Genomic DNA, 18,776 nt, shown 5'->3' on the forward strand with positions numbered 1-18,776 from the left:
ACCCGACTGGCGATAGTGTCGTTCTGCTGTGACGTGGGCCACCACCAGGTGGCGCTGACGGCTGGCTGGAGGAGACAAGGTGAAGGTCGGCGTTCCGAAGGAAGTCAAGAACCACGAGTACCGCGTCGCGATCACGCCCGCCGGCGTCCACGAGCTCACGGTGCACGGCCACGACGTCGCCGTACAGGAAGGCGCGGGCCTCGGGTCGTCGATCGCGGACGAAGAGTTCGTCGCTGCCGGCGCGCGGATCCTGCCCACCGCCGATGACGTGTGGGAGCACGCCGACCTGGTCCTCAAGGTCAAGGAGCCGATCGAGGAGGAGTACCCGCGCATGCGCGCCGGGCAGGTCCTGTTCACCTACCTCCACCTCGCCGCCGACAAGGCGCTGACCGAGGAGCTGATCCGGCGCCGGATCACCGCCATCGCCTACGAGACCGTGCAGACGCCCGACGGCGCGCTGCCGCTGCTGCACCCGATGTCCGAGGTCGCCGGTCGGCTCGCCCCGCAGGCAGGCGCCTACCACCTGATGCGCGCAGGCGGCGGTCGCGGCGTCTTGCTCGGGGGAGTCTCCGGGGTCTACCACGGCAAGGTGGTCGTGATCGGGGCCGGTGTCTCGGGCATGAACGCCGCTGCCATCGCGCTGGGCATGCATGCCGAGGTGCTGCTGCTCGACAAGGACATCAACAAGCTGCGCGCGGCCGACCGCATCTACCAGGGCCACCTCCAGACGATCGCGTCCAACGGCTACGAGATCGAGCGCGCCTGCCTGGACGCCGACCTCGTGATCGGTGCCGTGCTGGTCCCGGGGGCGAAGGCGCCGACGCTGATCTCCAACGACCTGGTGTCGAGGATGAAGCCGGGCTCGGTGCTCGTCGACATCTCGATCGACCAGGGCGGCTGCTTCGAGGACTCGCGTCCGACCACGCACGACGACCCGACCTACAAGGTGCACGACTCGGTCTTCTACTGCGTGGCCAACATGCCCGGTGCCGTGCCCCACACCTCGACGTACGCCCTCACCAACGTGACGCTGCCCTATGCCGTGGCGCTGGCCGACAAGGGCTGGGCGCAGGCGTGCAAGGACGACCACAGCCTCGCGCTCGGCCTCAACACCCACGACGGCTCGCTGACCAACGCCCCCGTGGGTGAGGCGGTGGGCATCGAGGCCGTGGCGCTGGATACCGTCCTCGCGTGACTGACACGGCGGCCCTGACGCGCGCCATCCGCACCTATCTGGACCACCTGGCGGTCGAGAGGGGCCTGGCGGCGAACACGTTGTCGTCCTACCGACGCGACCTGCGGCGGTACGCCGACCACCTGGCCCAGGAGGGCGTGAGCACGCTCGACGAGGTCACCGAGGCGATCGTGGCCGGCTTCCTGATGCGGCTGCGCGAGGGCGACGCCGAGCACCCGCCGCTGAGCTCGACGTCTGCGGCCCGCACCGTGGTGGCGGTCCGGGGCTTCCACAAGTTCGCCGTGGCGGACGGACTGGCCACCCTCGACCCGGCCAGCGCGGTCAAGCCGCCGACGCCGGCGAAGAGGTTGCCCAAGGCGTTGCCGCTGTCCGATGTCGAGGCGATCCTCGAGGCCGCCGGCGCTTCCGACACCACGCTCGCGCTCCGCGATCGTGCGCTGCTGGAGGTGCTCTACGGCACCGGCGCCCGCATCTCCGAGGCCGTCGGGCTCGACGTCGACGACATCGACACCGTCGACGCGACGGTGCTGCTGCGCGGGAAGGGCTCCAAGGAGCGGCTGGTCCCGATCGGCGGCTATGCCCTCGACGCGGTGGACGCCTACCTCACGCGCGCCCGCCCCGAGCTCGTCGCAGCCTCGACGCCCGGCGGCGCGATGTTCTTGAACTCCCGTGGCGGCCGGCTGTCGCGCCAGAGCGCCTGGGCGGTGCTGGTGAAGGCGGCCGAGCGGGCCGGGGTCACCCGCGACGTGTCACCGCACACGCTGCGACACTCCTTCGCCACCCACCTGCTCGACGGCGGCGCCGACGTCCGTGTGGTCCAGGAGCTCCTGGGCCACGCCTCCGTGACGACGACACAGGTCTACACCCTGGTCACCGTCGACAACCTGCGCGAGGTCTTCGCGACCGCGCACCCACGAGCGAGGGACTGATGGCCATCCAGCTCAGCAACGTGCGCGGCGACGCGGACGCGGTCTACGACGCCTTCACCACCTGGGTGGGGGAGCAGGGGCTCGACCTCTACCCGCACCAGGACGAGGCGGTCATGGAGCTGGTCGGGGGCAGCCACGTCATCCTCGCCACGCCCACCGGCTCGGGGAAGTCGCTGGTCGCCATCGGCGCGCATGCGGCCGCGCTCGCGCAGGACAAGGTGTCCTTCTACACGGCGCCGATCAAGGCGCTGGTGAGCGAGAAGTTCTTCGCGCTGTGCGAGGTCTTCGGTGCCGAGAACGTCGGGATGCTGACCGGTGACGCGGCGGTCAACCCGGACGCCCCGATCATCTGCTGCACCGCCGAGATCCTCGCCAACCTGGCGCTGCGCGAGGGCCGCAGCGCCGATGTCGGCCTGGTCGTGATGGACGAGTTCCACTTCTACGCCGAGCCGGAGCGCGGCTGGGCGTGGCAGGTGCCGCTGCTCGAGCTGCTCGACACCCAGTTCCTGCTGATGTCGGCGACGCTGGGCGACGTCTCGTTCTTCGTCGAGGACCTGAAGCGCCGTACGGGTCGCGACGTCGCGGTCGTCGACGACGCCGAGCGGCCGGTGCCGCTGACCTTCACCTGGTCGCTCGACCACCTCGGCGAGACGCTCGAGGAGCTGGTGAGCACCAACCAGGCTCCGGTCTACGTCGTGCACTTCACCCAGGCGGCCGCGGTGGAGCACGCCGTCGCGCTGCTCAACGCGAAGGCCACGTTCAAGGTCGACAAGGAGGCGCTGGCCGACCGCATCGGCGGCTTCCGCTTCGGTGCCGGCTTCGGCAAGACGCTGTCCAAGCTCGTGCGCAACGGCATCGGCGTGCACCACGCGGGGATGTTGCCGAAGTACCGCCGCCTCGTGGAGCAGCTCGCCCAGTCGGGCCTGCTCACCGTCATCTGCGGCACCGACACCCTCGGCGTCGGCATCAACGTGCCGATCCGCACCGTGCTGTTCACCGGTCTCGCGAAGTTCGACGGCAACCGCCAGCGGGTGCTGCGGACGCGCGAGTTCCTCCAGATCGCCGGCCGCGCCGGGCGTGCGGGCTACGACACGGCGGGCTACGTCGTCGTACAGGCTCCCGAGCACATCATCGACAACGAGCGTGCGAAGGCCAAGGCCGAGGCCAAGAACGCTGCTCCCGGCGCCAACGCCAAGCGCAAGTCCAAGGCCCAGCTCAAGAAGCCGCCCGAGGGCACGGTGGTGTGGACCGAGCAGACCTTCGACAAGCTCGTGGCCGGTGTGCCCGAGCAGCTCACCTCGCGGATGAAGGTCGACAACGCGATGCTGATCAACGTCGCCACCCGCGAGGAGGACGCCTTCGCGGTGATGCGCCGGCTGCTCACCGACAACCACGAGGACCGTCGCCAGCAGCTGCGCCTGGCCCGGCGTGCGCTGCGCCTCGCGCGCAGCCTGCTGCGGACCGGGGTGTTCACCCGGCTCGACGAGGTCGACGAGTTCGGCCGCCGCTACCTCCTGACCGTCGACCTGCCCGCGGACTTCGCGTTGAACCAGCCGCTGGCGCACTTCGCACTGGCGGCCTTCGACGTGCTCGATCCCGAGTCCGACACCTACACCCTCGACATCGTGACCGTGATCGAGTCGGTGCTCGAGGCTCCCCGGCAGATCCTGATGGCCCAGCAGTTCGCCGCGCGCGGCGAGGCCGTGCAGGAGATGAAGGCCGACGGCATCGAGTACGACGAGCGGATGGCGCTGCTCGACGCGATCACGTGGCCACAGCCGCTCTCGGAGCTGCTGGAGGGCTTGTACGAGATCTACCGCCAGCGGCACCCGTGGCTGCGCGAGGACGCGCTGTCGCCGAAGACGATCGTGCGGATGATGTGGGAGCAGGGGATGAGCTTCACCGACTTCGTCGGTCGCTACCAGCTCGCCCGGTCCGAGGGGCTCGTGCTGCGCTACCTCACCGACGCCTACCGCACCCTGCGCCAGACCGTGCCGGAGGCGCACCGCACCCCCGAGCTCGACGACCTGATCGAGTGGCTGGGGGAGACGATCCGCCAGACGGACTCGTCGCTGCTCGACGAGTGGGAGGCGCTCAGCGACCCCGAGCACGTGCCCGGGCGGGTGGCGCACCACGAACCGCCGCCACCGCCGCGTCCGATCACCAAGCAGGGCCGCACCTTCGAGGTGATGGTCCGCAACGCCATGTGGGCGCGCGTCGACCTGGTGTCGCGTGACGACCTCGACGGGCTGATGCGGCTCGAGCGGGCCGCCGCCGAGCGAACGGACTCGCCCCGGGCCGTGGTCATGGGCCGGTCGGTGTGGGACACGGCGATCGAGGACTACTACGCCGAGCACGACACCGTGCTGATCGACGGCGACGCCCGCGGCCCGTCCCTGCTGGAGCTCGGTCCCGAGCGCACAGGCGAGCCCGTCGGCACCGAGGAGGGCACGTCGGCGCGGGTGCGCGACGTGCGCCAGACCATCCACGACCCGGAGGGCCACCACGACTGGGTGATCGATGCCCTCCTGGACTGCGACGCCTCCGACGAGGCCGGGGAGCTCGTGCTGCCCACGGTCGCCATGCGACGCCTGTAGGACAGGGGAGTCAGTCCCCGATCGCCGCCAGGACCTGGGAGATCACGTCCTCCACCGGCAGCGACACGTCGAAGACGGCACCCAGCTCGTCGGGCCCGAGCGGCTCCAGCGCATCGAACTGCGACTGCAGCAAGGAGGCCGGCATGAAGTGGTCGCGCGACTCCATCCGCGCCTGCAGCACCGGGAACGGCGCGGCGAGGTGCACGAAGAAGAGCGAGTCCTCCGGCAGACCGCCACGGAGCACGTCGCGGTAGCTGCGCTTGAGCGCCGAGCACGTGAGCACGCTGGAGATGTCCTCGTCGTGGTGGAAGGCCAGCAGCGAGGCCAGCACCTCGAGCCACGGCCACCGGTCCTCGTCGTCGAGCGGGATCCCCGCCGACATCTTGGCGATGTTGGCGGGCGGGTGCAGGCTGTCGCCCTCGATGAACAGCGCGCCGTGACGAGCGGCGAGCTCGGTGGCGACGGTCGTCTTGCCGGTCCCCGAGACACCCATCACCACGAGGTGCTGTGGCCGCGGTGCCGTGTCGGCACCCCGACGTGCGCGGGGGACGCGACTAGTCTGCTGCTCGTGCCGACCGCCCACACCACCGTGCTCGCCGAGGTCGGGCGACGGATCGTGCGAGGTGACCTCGCCGAGGACACCGTCATCACCCTGGACTGGATCGGGGACACCTACGGCGTCTCGCGGACCGTGGCCCGCGAGGTGGTGCAGGTGCTGGTCTCGATGGGGCTGGTCGAGAGCCGTCGGCGTACGGGCATCAGGATCCTGTCCCGGGCTGAGTGGGACGACTACGACCCGGCGATCATCCGCTGGCGGCTGGAGGGCGACCAGCGGCTCCGGCACCTCCACGAGCTCGCCGAGCTGCGCGCGGCCATCGAACCGGCCTCGGCCGCGCTGGCGGCCTCCCACGCCGACGCCGACCAGCGGTCCGAGATCGTCCGGCTCGCCGAGCAGATGGAGGCCTCGGGGGCAGCCGGCGACCTGCAGCTCTTCCTCGAGCAGGACATCGCCTTCCACCGGCTCCTCCTTCGCGCGTCGGGCAACGTCATGTTCGCCGGTCTGGGCGACGTCGTCGAGGGGGTCCTGCGCGGCCGCACGGACCACGACCTGATGCCGCCGGAACCCAAGCGGGAAGCCCGACGGCTGCACCAGGTCGTCGCCGAGGCGGTGGCCGGCGGCGAGGCGGAGGTCGCCCGCCACGCGATGACCGCGATCCTGGCCGAGGTCGTCTCCGACCTCGGCCACGACCACTGACGTCACAACAGGCCTGCCACCGGCCACAGGACTGCTGCCAGCGCGAAGGCCGACAGCCCGAGCGTGGTCTCCATGACCGTCCAGGTCTTGAGCGTGGTCTTCTCGTCCATCCCGAAGAACCTGCTCACCAGCCAGAAGCCGGAGTCGTTGACGTGCGAGAGCACGGTGGAGCCCGCGGCGATGGCCACGACCAGCAGGGTGAGGTGGATGTTGTCGAGGCCGCTCGCCTGGGTCGCGATCAGGCCCGCCGTCGTCGTCAGCGCAACGGTGGCCGATCCCTGGGCGACACGCAGCGCGGTGGCGATGAGGAACGCCTGCAGCAGCAGCGGCAGGCCCACGTCGGAGAGCGATGAGGTCAGGGCGTCGCCGATGCCGCTGGTCCGCAGGACACCGCCGAACATCCCGCCCGCGCCGGTGATGAGGATGATCGAGCAGATCGGGCCGAGCGCCTGGTCGAGCACACCCATGGTGTCGGACAGCGTCCCGTTGTGCCGGCCGAGGACGGCGATGGCGACGAGCAGGCTGATCAGCAGCGCGACGGGGGTGTTGCCCAGCAGCTGCAGGACCTCGACCCACAGCTGGCCCTCGGCGAGGGCACCGTTGGTGACGAGGGTGGTCAGCACCGTGTTGAACGAGATCAGGAACAGCGGCACCAGCAGCAGGCCCAGCACGGTCGTGAAGGCGGGCGGGGCGACGACCGGCCGGTCCGTGGCGTCGGCGCCGCCGTTGACCTCGCCGAACAGGAGGTCCGGGACGGGTACGTCGAAGCGAGCGCCGAGGAACCGGGAGACGAGGTAGACGCCGAAGTACCAGGAGATGACCGCGACCGGCACGCCGATGAGCAGGATGACACCGATGTCGGCACCGAGCGCCGTACCCGCGGCGACAGGACCGGGGTGCGGAGGCACGATCGCGTGCATGGCCGCGAAGGCACCGGCAGCGGGGAGGGCGTAGTAGAGGACGGAGCCGCCGAAGCGCCGGGCGACGGTCAAGATGATCGGCAAGAACACCACCAGGCCGGCATCGAAGAAGATCGGGAAGCCGAAGAACAGGGCAGCCACACCCAGCGCGAACGGTGCCCGGGCCGCACCGAACCGGTTGATCAGGGTGTCGGCCAGCACCTGGGCGCCACCGGTCACCTCGAGGAGGCGGCCGAGCATGACCCCGAAGCCGACGAGGAGCGCCACCGATCCGAGGGTGGTGCCGAACCCGGCGAGGAGCGCCGTCGGCACCAGCGCCACCGGGATCCCGGCCGCCAGGGCCGTCAGCAGGCTGACGAGCACGAGCGCGATGAACGCGTGCAGTCGCACCTTCATGACCAGTAGGAGCAGCAGACCGACGGCCGCTGCGGCAATGAGCAGGAGGACCGGCGTGCTGTAGGCCGGTTCGAGGTTTTCCATCAGGTGGCTCCGAAGTGAGGACGGTCACAGGTCCTGAGCATCATGAATGAAAGGTAATACCTTTGCAAGACCCGCTCTGCACAGGTTTGTGCACAGGCTGGGAAGTCCTGTGCACTCAACCGGGGCTTCATGCACAGATTTGGGTACGGGCTTGTGGGACTGGCCCCACCTGTTGTGGGCGTCGAGGCGTGGTCCTAGGCTCGCCCGGAACCTGAAGTGAGAAGTGTCGCCGTGTCGACAAAGTTCGCGGCCTCGGGCGTGGTGCAATCGGATCAGTCGAACTAGGAGCGCTCTCGATGAACAGTGGCGGTTTCAACTCCAACCCCTGGCAGACCGGCAGCAGTGCGGCCGACATGCCCCCACTGATGAGCCCGCCCCAGCCGAGCGCTGCGCCGCCGACGCACGCCGCCGCCGACCCCCTTCCCTTCGTCCGACCAGAGGAGCCCCCCGTGACGACGCCCGTGCAGGAAGCCGAGCGGGCGATCGGGCCCACCGGTCGTCCGCTTCCCACGTTCCCGCAGCCGGGACCCGTGGGGGAGCGAACCCGCGCTCGCGTCGTGTCGATGTGCAACCAGAAGGGTGGCGTCGGCAAGACCACGACGACCATCAACCTGGGCGCGTCGCTGGCCGAGTACGGCCGCAAGGTGCTGCTGGTCGACTTCGACCCGCAGGGCTCGCTCTCGGTCGGCCTGGGCCTCAACCCGCACGAGATGGACCTGACGATCTACAACCTCCTCATGCAGCGCGACGTCGCGCTCGAGGACGTCGTCGTGCCCTCCGGCGTGCCCGGCATGGACCTCCTGCCCTCCAACATCGACCTGTCCGCGGCCGAGGTGCAGCTGGTGCACGAGGTCGCCCGCGAGCAGACCCTGCAGCGCGTGCTGGGACCGGCCCTGGAGAACTACGACGTCATCCTGATCGACTGCCAGCCCTCGCTCGGCCTGCTCACGGTCAACGCCCTGACCGCCTCCGACGGCGTGATCGTCCCGCTGGAGTGCGAATACTTCGCACTGCGCGGGGTGGCGCTGCTCAAGACCACGATCGACAAGGTGCGCGAGCGGCTCAACCCCAAGCTCGAGGTCGACGGCATCCTCGGCACGATGTTCGACGGCCGCACCCTGCACAGCCGTGAGGTCATGGACCGGCTGGTCCAGGCGTGGGGCGACAAGGTCTTCCACACCGTGATCCGTCGCACCGTGAAGTTCTCCGACGCCACCGTCGCCGGCGAGCCGATCACGGCCTACGCATCCGCCTCGAGCGGCGCCAGCCACTACCGCGAGCTCGCCAGGGAGGTGCTCACCCGATGGCCCGCCGAGTGAGCATGCCGACCGCCGACGACCTGTTCCGCGCGACCGCGGACGGCACCGAGACCGCCGCCCGCCCGGTGCGCGCCGTGGCCGACCGCCCCGCCGACGACGTCGACTCCGGCCCCAAGAAGCCGAGCGGTCGCGTCCGTCACGACGAGAAGATGACCGTCTACGTCACCTCCGACGAGCTGCTCGACATCGAGCACACTCGGCTCATGCTGCGGCGTGCCAACGGCCTGGCCGTGGATCGCGGCCGGCTCGTGCGTGAGGCCATCGCCCTGGTGCTGGCCGACTTCGAGGCCAACGGTGACGACAGCGCACTGGTCCGGCGGCTGACCGAGGAGTGAGAGCAGGACACTCCGGCGCGACACTCGCACCCGGCACTCCCGCCGACGGCGAGACGCCTGCCTTCGCCGTACGCCTCGACAACTTCGAGGGCCCCTTCGACCTGCTGCTGAGCCTGATCGCCAAGCACAAGCTCGACATCACCGAGGTCGCGCTGTCGCAGGTCACCGACGAGTTCATCGCCCACATCAAGGTGGGTGGCAAGGCCTGGGACCTCGAGCAGACGACCTCGTTCCTGCTGGTCGCCTCGACCCTGCTCGACCTCAAGGCTGCCCGGCTGCTGCCGCAGGGCGACGTGGAGGACGAGGAGGACCTCGCGCTGCTCGAGGCACGCGACCTGCTGTTCGCCCGCCTGATGCAGTACCGCGCGTTCAAGCTGGTCGCCGGCGTGCTCGAGCAGCGCCTCGCCGCCGAGTCGACCCGCCACCCGCGCCAGGTCGGCATGGAGGAGCGCTTCGCGAGCCTGCTGCCCGAGGTCCTGATCGGCATCGGCCTCGAGCAGTTCGCCCAGCTCGCGGCCAAGGCCATGGAGCCCAAGCCGGTCGTCGAGGTCTCGCTGCAGCACATCCACGCCTCCAAGGTGAGTGTGCGCGAGCAGGCCTCCATCGTGATGGACCGGCTGCGCCACTCGGGCACCATGACCTTCCGCGCGCTCTGCGGCGACTCACCCGACCGGCTGACGACCGTGGCGCGCTTCCTGTCGCTGCTGGAGCTGTTCCGCGAGGGCGTCGTCGCCTTCGACCAGGTCACGCCGCTGGGCGAGCTGACCGTGCGCTGGACCGGCGACGAGGACGCAGAGATCGAGATCACCGACGAGTTCGACGGGGCGCCAGCCGAGGCAGAATCAGACGTGAGCCTCGACGATCGCCCGAGCCAGGAGTACGACGATGAGTGAGAGCACGACGGACACGGACACCACCTCCACCGACACCAGCGTGACGGTGGACGTGGAGACGCTGGCGGTCGAGATCGCCGATCTGCGCCCGGCCCTGGAGGCGATCTTGATGGTCGCCGACCAGGCGCTCGACAAGGTGCAGCTCGCCTCGGTCGTTGGCCACCCGGTCGAGGCCGTGGACGCGGCACTGCATGCCCTGGCCGCCGAGTACACCGAGCAGGGTCGTGGCTTCGAGCTGCGCAACGTGGCCGGGGGCTGGCGCTACTACACCCGCGACGCCTATGCCGGTGTCGTCGAGAGCTTCGTGCTGGAGGGCCAGCAGGCCCGGCTGACGCAGGCGGCGCTGGAGACCCTGGCCGTGGTCGCCTACAAGCAGCCGGTCTCGCGGGCCCGGGTCTCGGCCGTGCGTGGCGTGAGCGTCGACGGCGTCATGCGCACGCTGCTGACGCGCGGCCTCGTCGAGGAGGCCGGCCAGGACGTCGAGACGGGCGCCAACCTCTACCGGACCACGACCTACTTCCTCGACCGCATCGGGATCACCTCGCTGGAGGAGCTGCCCGAGCTGGCGCCGTACCTCCCCGACATGGAGGACCTCGAGGACGAGCTGACCCAGATGGCCGCCCCGACGCCCGAGCCCACACCTGAACCTGCGACGGAGCCGGCGACCGAGCCGCCCGTCGAGGACCCCCACCACCCGGCGCCGCACAGCGGCAACGGCACCGAACCCGACGGCGGGACCGAGATCGCATGAAGCCCCACGACCAACCCGACAACGACCAGCCTGCGTCGCAGCGCCCCGAGACCGACGAGGACGGGCTGATCCGGCTGCAGAAGCTGCTCGCCCAGTCCGGCGTCGCGAGCCGTCGCAAGTGCGAGGAGCTGATGCTCGAGGGCCTCGTCGAGGTCGACGGGGAGATCGTCTCGCGGCTCGGCACCAAGGTCGACCCGAGGACCGCCGTGATCCGCGTGGAGGGCAAGCGGCTGCCGCCGATCAGCCCCTCGGTCTACCTCGTGCTCAACAAGCCGCGCGGTGTCGTCTCGACGATGAGCGACCCCGAGGGGCGCCGCAGCCTGGGCGAGCTGGTGGCCGACCGGCCCGAGCGGCTCTTCCACGTCGGCCGGCTCGACACCGACACCTCCGGGCTGATCATCCTGACCAACGACGGCGACTTCGCCCAGCGGCTGGCGCACCCGTCCTTCGAGATCGAGAAGACCTACGTCGCCGAGGTCGAGGGCGAGCTGCACAAGGGCATCATCAAGAAGCTGCTCGCCGGCGTGACCCTCGACGACGGCCCGATCGCGGTCCGGCGGGCCCGGATCGTCGAGGGCAGCCACGGCCGTACGTCGCGTGAGCGCACCATCGTCGAGCTCGTCATCCACGAGGGGCGCAACCGCATCGTGCGCCGCCTGCTCGAGCACGTCGGGCATCCCGTGACCCGGCTGACCCGCACCTCCATCGGCCCGCTCGAGCTCGGCAAGCTGCCGTTGGGGGAGATGCGCGAGCTGACCCTGGACGAGCTCGGCGTGCTGCTCGACAGCGCCGAGCTCTGAGGGTCGCTGCATCGCCGACATACCGGACTGGTCGTGGGGATCGTGAAAGTCCACGCAGGTGCGTGGAGCTTCAGGGCGCCGGCCGCTCTCCGAGCGGGGGTCGCTCTGGAACTTCACCCGTGTGCGTGGAGTTGCATCCGCGCGATGGCGTCGTGCTGCCTGAGCGCTAGGGTCGCTGGGTGTGATGCGGGAGGCGAAGGGTCGCGTGGTCATTCTCAACGGCGCCTCGAGCTCCGGGAAGACCAGCATCGGTCAAGCACTGTTGTCCCAGCTCCCCGGCCCGTGGTTCCTCGTACCCGTGGATGCCTTCGGAGCCATGCGCTCCACCTCGCACACCGACGCGCTCAACGACGCCGACCTGGCCGAGGTCCTGAAGCGGACCCGTCTCGGCTACCACCGCGCGGTGGCTGGCCTCGCGTCTGCGGGAAACGACGTGGTCATGGACTATCCGCTCAGCGAGTGGTGGCGTCTCGATGACCTGCTGGACGTGCTGGGTGGCTACGACGTGACACTCGTCGAGGTCCGCTGCTCGTCCGAGGAGCTCGCACGCCGCGAGCACGCGCGTGGTGACCGAACGGTGGGCCTGGCCCAGTCGCAGGGAGCGGTGTACGAGCTCGGCGATCGCGACATCCTCGTCGACACCACGCGAGCCACGCCCGCCGCGTGCGCGGCACAGATCGCCGAGCTGTTGGGATCGCTCAACAAGCTGAAGGCCTTCGATCGGTTCCGCCGGCACGCGTGAGCACCTGTGCGTCGCTGCATCACGGACATACCGGGCGTCTGCGCTGCAATTCACGGCGCGGAGCAGCCCAGACGTCCGGTATGCCGGACCCGGCTCGACGGGGATGATCTGCTCACGCTGTGGCGGCGGGCCGCGAGGGCCGGGACCTCGCGACTAGGGTTGCGCCCGTGGCAACCAGGGCAATCAGGGGCGCGACCCAACTCGACGCGGACACCCGCGAGCACATGCTCGAGCGGGTGGCCGAGATGGTGACCGACGTGATGACGGCCAACGGCCTGAGCGTCGACGACTTCATCTCCGTCATCTTCACCGCAACCAGCGACCTGGTCAGCGAGTTCCCCGCCTATGCCGCCCGCCGGCTCGGCTTCGGGGACGTGCCGCTGATCTGCGCGCGTGAGCTCGAGATCGAAGGCTCCATGCCTCGCTGCGTGCGGATGATGGCGCACGTCGAGACCGACCTGCCGCGCGCCGACATCACCCACGTCTACCTCCACGGCGCGGCCAACCTGCGTCGCGACCTGACCAAGACACGCGACGTCCCCGGCGATGACTGACTCACCCCTGGGCCTGGTCGAGATCGTCGGCACCGGTCTGGTCGGTACGTCGATCGCGCTGGCCTGCCGCCGCGCCGGCATCGACGTCGTGCTGAGCGACCTCTCGGCCGAGCACGTCCGCACCGCCAGCGGGCTCGGCGCGGGTCGCCCGAAACAGGCCGACGACCGGCCGGTGCTGGTCGTGGTCGCCGTACCCCCTGACCACCTGGCCGATGCCATCGTGGCCGCACTCCAGGACGGCGACGCGTTCGTCACCGATGTGGGCAGCATCAAGAGCCGGCCGCTGCGCGACGTCACGGAGCGCGTCGATGCCGCACAGCTGGGCCGCTACGTCGGCTCGCACCCGATGGCCGGCAGCGAGCGCTCCGGACCGCTCGCGGCGAGCGCCGCCCTCTTCGACGGCCGCCCGTGGGCGATCACGCCCCACGCGACCTCGGCTCCGGGCGCGATCGCAGCGGTGGGCGAGCTCGTGGCGCTCTGTGGCGCGGTGGCCACCACCCTGAGCCCCGACGAGCACGACCTGGCCGTCGCGCGCACCTCGCACCTGCCCCACCTCGCCGCCGTCCTGGTGGCCGGCCGCCTGGCGGGCGCTCCCGCCGAGCACCTGGCGCTGTCCGGGCAGGGCGTGCGTGACGTCACCCGGATCGCCGCCAGCGACCCCGCGCTGTGGCAGCAGATCCTCGGGGCCAACGCCGGCGCCGTCACCGACCTCCTGGGCGAGCTGCGCGACCAGCTCGACGACCTGATCGCCGCCGTCCGCGACGACGAGCGCGAGGTGCTGCACCGCATCCTCAGCGCCGGTGTCACCGGCACCCGCGCCATCCCGGGCAAGCACGGCGGCCCGGTCCGGCCGATGCGCTCGATCTTCGTCTCGGTCCCCGACAACCCCGGCGAGCTGGCGCGGCTGTTCGGCGACGCGGGCGAGATCGGCGTGAACATCGAGGACGTGCACATCGACCACGATCCCGGCCGGCCCGTCGGCCTCACCGAGCTCGTCGTCGAGGAGAGCCGCGCCGAGCACCTGTTGAGCGCTCTGGAATCTCGTGGATGGTCGACTCACCGGTAGGCTCACCTACCGTGAGTTCCCTTGTCGTTGCCATTGATGGACCCTCCGGCTCCGGCAAGTCCAGCACCTCTCGAGGCGTCGCCGCCCGGCTCGGCCTGCGCTACCTCGACACCGGCGCCATGTTCCGCGCCATGACGTGGTGGATGCTCAGCCACGACGTCGACCTGGGCGATCCCGATGCCATCGCCGCGCGCGCCGGCGAGCCCCTCATCGAGTCCGGCACCGACCCGCTCGACCCGACGATCACCGTCGACGGCCAGGACGCCTCCGTCGCCATCCGCAGCGACGAGGTCAACGCCGCCGTGAGCCCGGTCAGCGCGGTGCCCGCGGTGCGCGCGCGCCTGCTCGACCTGCAGCGCGAGATCATCGCCGCGGGCGAGGGCATCGTCGTCGAGGGCCGCGACATCGGCTCGGTCGTCGCGCCCGACGCCCCGGTCAAGCTCTACCTCAGCGCCGACCCCGAGGCCCGCGCCATGCGCCGGGCAGCCGAGGCCGGCGGCGACGTCGCCGCGACCCAGGAGTCCCTCCTGGCCCGCGACCGGATCGACTCCGGCCGCGCCACCGCGCCGCTGACGATGGCTGACGGCGCGGTCCACATCGACACCACGCCGTACACCCTCGACGAGGTCATCTCGCAGGTCGTCGCGCTGGTGGAGGCGACCGTTCACGAGGCAGACGCGTGAGCGACCTGCCCCGGCCCAGCGCACACCACCCGCGCCGGGCGTTGCTGCACGGACTCCGGCCGGTCTTCCGCAGGGTCGTCCGCGCCCGCTGGGACCTGCGCGTCCACGGCATCGACAACGTCCCCGCCGGCGGGCCCGTCATCTTCGCCTCCAACCACGCCGGCTGGCTCGACGGACCGCTGCTCGCGATCATGGCGCCGCGCCCCGTGCACGCGCTCACCAAGCAGGAGATGTTCGTCGGCAAGCTGGGGCGCTTCCTCAGGGGAGCCGGTCAGATCCCGCTCAACCGCTTCAGCGCCGATCCCAGCGCGATCAAGGCCTGCCTGCGAGTCCTGCAGGACGGCGGCGCCATCGGGATCTTCCCCGAGGGCACCCGCGGCAGCGGTGAGCTCGAGGTCTTCCACCACGGCGTCAGCTATCTCGCCCTCGCCACCGGCGCACCCGTCGTCCCCGTCACCCAGGTCGGCACCCGCCTGCCCGGTGGTGCGTCGGGCTCGCTGCCGCCGCGCGGGGCCCGCATCGACATCTCGTACGGCGAGGCGTGGCGCACGACACGCACACCCTGGCCGCGCACCCGGGAACACACCTTGGCGACCTCGACGTTGCTCTGGGAGCACCTGCGCGAGCAACAGGCCCGCGCCCTCGCCCTCACCGGGCGTCGCCTCCCCGGACCGTTGCCGGTCGGGGACCGCGAGATCGAACCCGACACCGGGTTCGTCGATCACACAGACAACGTGGCAGACACGCCACATCAGCAGGCCGACACACCGGCCGACCAGCAGGGAGCATCATGACCGAGTACGACGAGCCCACAGGCCCCACTCCGGTGTTGGCCGTCGTCGGCCGCCCCAATGTCGGGAAGTCGACGTTGGTCAACCGCATCATCGGCCGCCGCGAGGCGGTCGTCGAGGACAAGCCGGGAGTCACCCGCGACCGGGTCTCCTACGACGCCCACTGGAACGGCCGCGCCTTCACGGTGGTCGACACCGGTGGCTGGGACCCCGACGCGCAAGGACTCTTCGAGCGGATCGCGCTGCAGGCGGAGGTCGCGGTGTCGCTGGCCGATGCCGTGCTCTTCGTCGTCGACGCCACGGTCGGCATCACCGACTCCGACGCGGCCGTCGTCAAGATCCTGCGCAAGTCCGGCAAGCCGGTCGTGCTGGCAGCCAACAAGGTCGACGACATGCGCACCGAGGCCGAGGCGTTCGGCCTGTGGAACCTCGGTCTCGGCGAGCCGTTCGCGGTCTCGGCGCTGCACGGCCGCGGCTCGGGCGACATGCTCGACGCGATCATGGCCGCGCTGCCCGAGGCGCCTCCGCAGAGCTTCGGCGAGGTCGGTGGACCGCGTCGCATCGCCCTGGTGGGCAAGCCCAACGTGGGCAAGTCCTCCCTGCTCAACAAGCTCGCCGGCTCCGAGCGTGTCGTCGTCGACAACGTCGCCGGCACCACGGTCGACCCGGTCGACGAGCTCATCACCATGGGTGATCGCACCTGGCGCTTCATCGACACGGCGGGCATCCGCAAGCGCGTCAAGGAGGCGTCGGGCCACGAGTTCTACGCGTCCCTGCGCACGTCGACGGCCATCGACCGGGCCGAGGTCGCCGTCCTCGTCCTCGATGCCGGTGAGACCGTCTCCGAGCAGGACATGCGGATCATCCAGACGATCCGTGACGCCGGCCGGGCCATGGTCATCGCCTTCAACAAGTGGGACCTCGTCGACGACGAGCGCCGCTACTACCTCGAGCGCGAGGTCGAGCGCGACCTCGTCCAGGTGCAGTGGGCGCCGCGGATCAACATCACCGCCAAGACCGGCTGGCACGTCGACCGGCTCGTGCCCGCGCTCGACAAGGCGCTCACGGGCTGGGAGACGCGCATCGGCACCGGCGCGCTGAACACGTTCCTGGGCCGGCTGGTGGGGGAGCACCCGCACCCCGTGCGCAGCGGCAAGCAGCCCAAGATCCTGTTCGGCACGCAGCCTTCGACCGCTCCTCCGACGTTCGTGCTCTTCACCAGCGGCAAGCTCGACGCCGCCTACGAGCGCTTCATCGAGCGGCGCCTGCGCGAGGAGTTCGGCTTCGTCGGCACGCCGATCGTGATCACCCAGAAGCCGCGCGAGAAGCGCAAGCGCTGACGCGCTGGCTCAGTTGGAGGGCTCCGGAAGGTCGGCTTCCTTGCAGTCGACCTTCGGGTTCACGCCCACGTAGTTGAGTGGGCCGGCCACGACGGTGAGGGCGATGTTGCCGGCTTCCGCGCAGTTGGTGTCACTGTCGGCGAAGTAGTCGCGTTGATAGGCAGCGACGATGCCGATCACCAGCCAGATGACCACCAGTAGAGCAATGATCCGTGCCATACCCCGAACCTAGGCCAGTCACCCGCCCGAGAAATCATCCTTGGGGGTGGCTCACGGATCGAGGCCGAGCGAGCGCAGCCAGGCGATCGGGTCGATCGGCGCGCCCCCGCCCGGCCTGACCTCGAAGTGCAGGTGTGGGCCCGTCGAGTTGCCGGTCGAGCCGACGAGCCCGATCGGCTCCCCGATCTCGAGCCGCGCTCCCGCGCTGGCGAGCGGGGTGAGCTGGTGGCAGTACCAGAGCTCGGTGCCGTCCTCGAGCGTGAAGATCGTGCGGTTGCCGTAGGACCCGGCGTAGGCCACCTCCGTGACCGTGCCGTCCGCCACCGCGACGAGGCTGGTGCCGGTCGTGGCGCCGAAGTCGGCGCCGGTGTGGATGCTCTCCCAGAGCGGTCCGGTCAGCCCGAAGCCCGCCGACAGGTGGTAGTCGTGGATCGGCAGGACGTGCTCCAGGTCCGGGAGGTTGCCGGTGTAGCCCAGTGCCGCGAGGCGGTCCGCCCGGACGCCCTCCACCTCCGCGTGCCGCTCCGCCGCGTCGAACATCGCTGTCAGGGCCAGCTCCCGCTCGTGCACCTGGCGTTCGAGCGCGATCTCCGAGGGATCCCGCGTCTCGGCGGTTCCTTCGACCTGCTCCGGTACGGCGCTCGCCGGCCCGGCGCCGTACGCGACCGCGGCGCACACGAGGACGGTCGCGGCGACTGCGCGGCGTAGATCCATGGCGGGCCCTTCTCAACGGTGCATCGTCACGAGTGTGGGCGCCGTCCCGCGACCTCGCGGGCAAACCGGGGAATCCGGCCCGCCGGTCCAGTCCGGCCGGTTGGGACGGACGCGAACGGGTACCGCGCCTGTGTTCCGTTCCCGAGATGAGGAGATGGCCATGGTCAGCCATGACTTGAGCACGACGACGCGAACTCCGCTCCAGCTGTCCGCCGCGCTGGTGGGGGCGGTGTTCCTGCTGGTCGGGATCCTGGGGTTCATCCCCGGGGTGACCACCAACTACGACGACCTGGAGGTGGCGGGCCACGAGTCGGGGGCCGAGCTGCTGGGGATCTTCCAGGTCTCGATCCTGCACAACGCGGTGCACCTGCTCTTCGGTGTCGCCGGCCTGCTGATGGCCCGGACATCCATGGCCGCGCGGGCGTTCCTGCTCGGCGGAGGTGCGATCTACCTCGTGCTGTGGATCTTCGGGCTGCTGGTGGACAAGACGTCCGCGGCCAACTTCGTGCCGCTGAACACGGCCGACAACTGGCTGCACCTGGCGCTGGGCGCCGGCATGCTCGCGCTCGGGCTGGTGCTGGGCCGGGGGACCGGCGGGGGCCTGCGGTCAGGAGAGCACGTGTAGGAACCGTTCGAGGGCGAGCCGGGTGACCCGGGCGATGACCTCGCCCGGGTCACCGGGCACGTGGTGCTCGTGCGACCGCGTTCCGTCCGGGCCGGCCTCTGCGAGGTGGACCGTCCCGGCCGGACGTCCCTCCTCGGGTCCCGGCCCGCCGACGCCGGTGATGCCGATCGCGAGGTCGGCGCCGAGCAGGTGCCGTACGCCCTCGGCCATCTGGCGCGCACAGGAGTCCGTCACCACCGGGCCCGGGGTCACGCCGAGCACCTTGAACTTCACGCCCTCGTCGTAGGCCACCACCGCGCCCTTGAACCACGTCGCCGCGTCGGTCCCCGCGCCGAGGCGGGCCGACACGTGTCCGGCCGTCAGCGACTCCGCAACGGCGATGGTCCGCCCTGCGCGCAGGGCCAGCTCCGCGATGCGTTCGACGACCTGCTCGTCGTCCTCGTCATGCCAGGTTCCAGTCGCCACGGAGGCACCTCCTCGTTCGGGTGACCCGTGTCGTACCCCGGACCGGTTCGAGCATGCCCGGCCGCGCTGAACCGTGGCCCGGTGATCGGGACTCGATCAGCCG

Annotated in this window: 21 protein-coding genes; 16 read left to right on the forward strand and 5 right to left on the reverse strand. The window is 70.5% G+C overall.

All coding sequences use genetic code 11. The annotated features are described in order from the left end of the window. Positions 1-79 precede the first annotated feature (79 nt). From ald to C9J87_RS18550, 3 genes are read left to right on the forward strand one after another with little or no spacing between them, the layout of a single operon-like run. Entirely contained in the window at positions 80-1,195 is a 1,116-nt protein-coding gene (gene ald / locus C9J87_RS18540; RefSeq protein ID WP_107706279.1) for an alanine dehydrogenase, read from the forward strand. Next, positions 1,192-2,124, forward strand: a complete 933-nt coding sequence (xerD, locus tag C9J87_RS18545; protein ID WP_232820116.1) for a site-specific tyrosine recombinase XerD — start codon at positions 1,192-1,194, stop codon at positions 2,122-2,124. The genes ald and xerD overlap by 4 nt, the downstream gene beginning before the upstream one ends. After that, a complete protein-coding gene (locus C9J87_RS18550) occupies positions 2,124-4,721 on the forward strand; it encodes a DEAD/DEAH box helicase (RefSeq protein ID WP_010832975.1) in 2,598 nt (865 codons plus the stop codon). Before xerD ends, C9J87_RS18550 begins: the two co-directional genes overlap by 1 nt. 10 nt (positions 4,722-4,731) lie before the next feature. Here C9J87_RS18550 and C9J87_RS18555 read toward each other — a convergent pair whose 3' ends face one another. Continuing rightward, positions 4,732-5,214 (reverse strand): gluconokinase, encoded by a 483-nt coding sequence (locus tag C9J87_RS18555; RefSeq protein WP_107706280.1) that lies wholly within the window; start codon positions 5,212-5,214, stop codon positions 4,732-4,734. A 75-nt stretch (positions 5,215-5,289) separates the two neighbouring features. On the opposite strand from C9J87_RS18555, the gene C9J87_RS18560 reads away from it, so the two are divergent. Further along, positions 5,290-5,976, forward strand: coding sequence for a FadR/GntR family transcriptional regulator (locus C9J87_RS18560; RefSeq protein WP_198652407.1), 687 nt, complete (start codon positions 5,290-5,292; stop codon positions 5,974-5,976). A 2-nt stretch (positions 5,977-5,978) separates the two neighbouring features. On the opposite strand, the gene C9J87_RS18565 is transcribed toward C9J87_RS18560, so the two are convergent. Continuing rightward, the gene (locus C9J87_RS18565; RefSeq protein ID WP_107706281.1) at positions 5,979-7,376 is read right to left on the reverse strand and encodes a GntP family permease; all 1,398 of its coding nucleotides are present in this window, start codon (positions 7,374-7,376) and stop codon (positions 5,979-5,981) included. A 353-nt stretch (positions 7,377-7,729) separates the two neighbouring features. On the opposite strand from C9J87_RS18565, the gene C9J87_RS18570 reads away from it, so the two are divergent. The 11 genes from C9J87_RS18570 to der all read left to right on the forward strand — a co-directional run bounded on the left by C9J87_RS18570 (position 7,730) and on the right by der (position 16,650). Next, entirely contained in the window at positions 7,730-8,695 is a 966-nt protein-coding gene (locus tag C9J87_RS18570; RefSeq protein WP_198017022.1) for a ParA family protein, read from the forward strand. After that, positions 8,680-9,030 carry a hypothetical protein gene (locus C9J87_RS18575; protein WP_010832970.1) on the forward strand — a complete coding sequence of 117 codons (351 nt, stop codon included), beginning with the start codon at positions 8,680-8,682 and terminating at the stop codon, positions 9,028-9,030. Before C9J87_RS18570 ends, C9J87_RS18575 begins: the two co-directional genes overlap by 16 nt. Further along, on the forward strand, positions 9,027-9,923 hold the full coding sequence (locus tag C9J87_RS18580; RefSeq protein WP_010832969.1) for a segregation and condensation protein A: 897 nt from the start codon (positions 9,027-9,029) through the stop codon (positions 9,921-9,923). The genes C9J87_RS18575 and C9J87_RS18580 overlap by 4 nt, the downstream gene beginning before the upstream one ends. After that, positions 9,916-10,674: an SMC-Scp complex subunit ScpB gene (gene scpB / locus C9J87_RS18585; protein ID WP_010832968.1), complete on the forward strand. Its 759-nt coding sequence runs from the start codon at positions 9,916-9,918 to the stop codon at positions 10,672-10,674. The genes C9J87_RS18580 and scpB overlap by 8 nt, the downstream gene beginning before the upstream one ends. Continuing rightward, positions 10,671-11,474: a pseudouridine synthase gene (locus tag C9J87_RS18590; protein ID WP_010832967.1), complete on the forward strand. Its 804-nt coding sequence runs from the start codon at positions 10,671-10,673 to the stop codon at positions 11,472-11,474. Before scpB ends, C9J87_RS18590 begins: the two co-directional genes overlap by 4 nt. 184 nt (positions 11,475-11,658) lie before the next feature. Beyond that, positions 11,659-12,216: a chloramphenicol phosphotransferase CPT family protein gene (locus C9J87_RS18595; RefSeq protein WP_036492771.1), complete on the forward strand. Its 558-nt coding sequence runs from the start codon at positions 11,659-11,661 to the stop codon at positions 12,214-12,216. A 167-nt stretch (positions 12,217-12,383) separates the two neighbouring features. After that, positions 12,384-12,770 carry a chorismate mutase gene (aroH, locus tag C9J87_RS18600; protein ID WP_010832965.1) on the forward strand — a complete coding sequence of 129 codons (387 nt, stop codon included), beginning with the start codon at positions 12,384-12,386 and terminating at the stop codon, positions 12,768-12,770. Then, positions 12,763-13,836, forward strand: coding sequence for a prephenate dehydrogenase (locus C9J87_RS18605; RefSeq protein ID WP_010832964.1), 1,074 nt, complete (start codon positions 12,763-12,765; stop codon positions 13,834-13,836). Before aroH ends, C9J87_RS18605 begins: the two co-directional genes overlap by 8 nt. An 11-nt stretch (positions 13,837-13,847) precedes the next feature. Further along, a complete protein-coding gene (gene cmk / locus C9J87_RS18610; RefSeq protein ID WP_408635571.1) occupies positions 13,848-14,519 on the forward strand; it encodes a (d)CMP kinase in 672 nt (223 codons plus the stop codon). Continuing rightward, entirely contained in the window at positions 14,516-15,313 is a 798-nt protein-coding gene (locus C9J87_RS18615; protein ID WP_107706283.1) for a lysophospholipid acyltransferase family protein, read from the forward strand. The genes cmk and C9J87_RS18615 overlap by 4 nt, the downstream gene beginning before the upstream one ends. Further along, positions 15,310-16,650: a ribosome biogenesis GTPase Der gene (der, locus tag C9J87_RS18620; protein WP_010832961.1), complete on the forward strand. Its 1,341-nt coding sequence runs from the start codon at positions 15,310-15,312 to the stop codon at positions 16,648-16,650. Before C9J87_RS18615 ends, der begins: the two co-directional genes overlap by 4 nt. A 9-nt stretch (positions 16,651-16,659) precedes the next feature. Here the strand turns inward: der and C9J87_RS18625 are convergent, their stop codons facing one another. Both C9J87_RS18625 and C9J87_RS18630 read right to left on the reverse strand, forming a co-directional pair. Beyond that, complete coding sequence (locus C9J87_RS18625; RefSeq protein WP_036490688.1) at positions 16,660-16,869, reverse strand: hypothetical protein; 210 nt, start codon at positions 16,867-16,869, stop codon at positions 16,660-16,662. Positions 16,870-16,920: 51 nt separating this feature from the next. Beyond that, entirely contained in the window at positions 16,921-17,583 is a 663-nt protein-coding gene (locus C9J87_RS18630; RefSeq protein ID WP_107706284.1) for a M23 family metallopeptidase, read from the reverse strand. A 160-nt stretch (positions 17,584-17,743) separates the two neighbouring features. Here C9J87_RS18630 and C9J87_RS18635 point away from each other — a divergent pair, with 160 nt between their 5' ends. Next, positions 17,744-18,208, forward strand: a complete 465-nt coding sequence (locus C9J87_RS18635) for a DUF4383 domain-containing protein (RefSeq protein ID WP_036492765.1) — start codon at positions 17,744-17,746, stop codon at positions 18,206-18,208. On the opposite strand, the gene C9J87_RS18640 is transcribed toward C9J87_RS18635, so the two are convergent. Further along, positions 18,191-18,673, reverse strand: coding sequence for a CinA family protein (locus C9J87_RS18640; protein WP_010832958.1), 483 nt, complete (start codon positions 18,671-18,673; stop codon positions 18,191-18,193). The two genes, C9J87_RS18635 and C9J87_RS18640, sit on opposite strands and share 18 nt — an antisense overlap. Positions 18,674-18,776 lie beyond the last annotated feature (103 nt).

Source organism: Nocardioides allogilvus, from assembly GCF_003047285.1.
In the GTDB taxonomy this organism is placed as follows: domain Bacteria; phylum Actinomycetota; class Actinomycetes; order Propionibacteriales; family Nocardioidaceae; genus Nocardioides; species Nocardioides allogilvus.

What these genes read in the sequence shown, in the direction of transcription:
- C9J87_RS18555 (WP_107706280.1), bottom strand. Translation starts at nt 5,214, where the DNA reads ATGGGTGTCTCGGGGACCGGCAAGACGACCGTCGCCACCGAGCTCGCC.
- C9J87_RS18595 (WP_036492771.1), top strand. Translation starts at nt 11,659, where the DNA reads ATGCGGGAGGCGAAGGGTCGCGTGGTCATTCTCAACGGCGCCTCGAGC.
- C9J87_RS18635 (WP_036492765.1), top strand. Translation starts at nt 17,744, where the DNA reads ATGGTCAGCCATGACTTGAGCACGACGACGCGAACTCCGCTCCAGCTG.
- C9J87_RS18575 (WP_010832970.1), top strand. Translation starts at nt 8,680, where the DNA reads ATGGCCCGCCGAGTGAGCATGCCGACCGCCGACGACCTGTTCCGCGCG.
- scpB (WP_010832968.1), top strand. Translation starts at nt 9,916, where the DNA reads ATGAGTGAGAGCACGACGGACACGGACACCACCTCCACCGACACCAGC.
- C9J87_RS18630 (WP_107706284.1), bottom strand. Translation starts at nt 17,583, where the DNA reads ATGGATCTACGCCGCGCAGTCGCCGCGACCGTCCTCGTGTGCGCCGCG.
- der (WP_010832961.1), top strand. Translation starts at nt 15,310, where the DNA reads ATGACCGAGTACGACGAGCCCACAGGCCCCACTCCGGTGTTGGCCGTC.
- C9J87_RS18605 (WP_010832964.1), top strand. Translation starts at nt 12,763, where the DNA reads ATGACTGACTCACCCCTGGGCCTGGTCGAGATCGTCGGCACCGGTCTG.
- C9J87_RS18590 (WP_010832967.1), top strand. Translation starts at nt 10,671, where the DNA reads ATGAAGCCCCACGACCAACCCGACAACGACCAGCCTGCGTCGCAGCGC.
- C9J87_RS18550 (WP_010832975.1), top strand. Translation starts at nt 2,124, where the DNA reads ATGGCCATCCAGCTCAGCAACGTGCGCGGCGACGCGGACGCGGTCTAC.
- C9J87_RS18565 (WP_107706281.1), bottom strand. Translation starts at nt 7,376, where the DNA reads ATGGAAAACCTCGAACCGGCCTACAGCACGCCGGTCCTCCTGCTCATT.
- C9J87_RS18625 (WP_036490688.1), bottom strand. Translation starts at nt 16,869, where the DNA reads ATGGCACGGATCATTGCTCTACTGGTGGTCATCTGGCTGGTGATCGGC.
- C9J87_RS18570 (WP_198017022.1), top strand. Translation starts at nt 7,730, where the DNA reads ATGCCCCCACTGATGAGCCCGCCCCAGCCGAGCGCTGCGCCGCCGACG.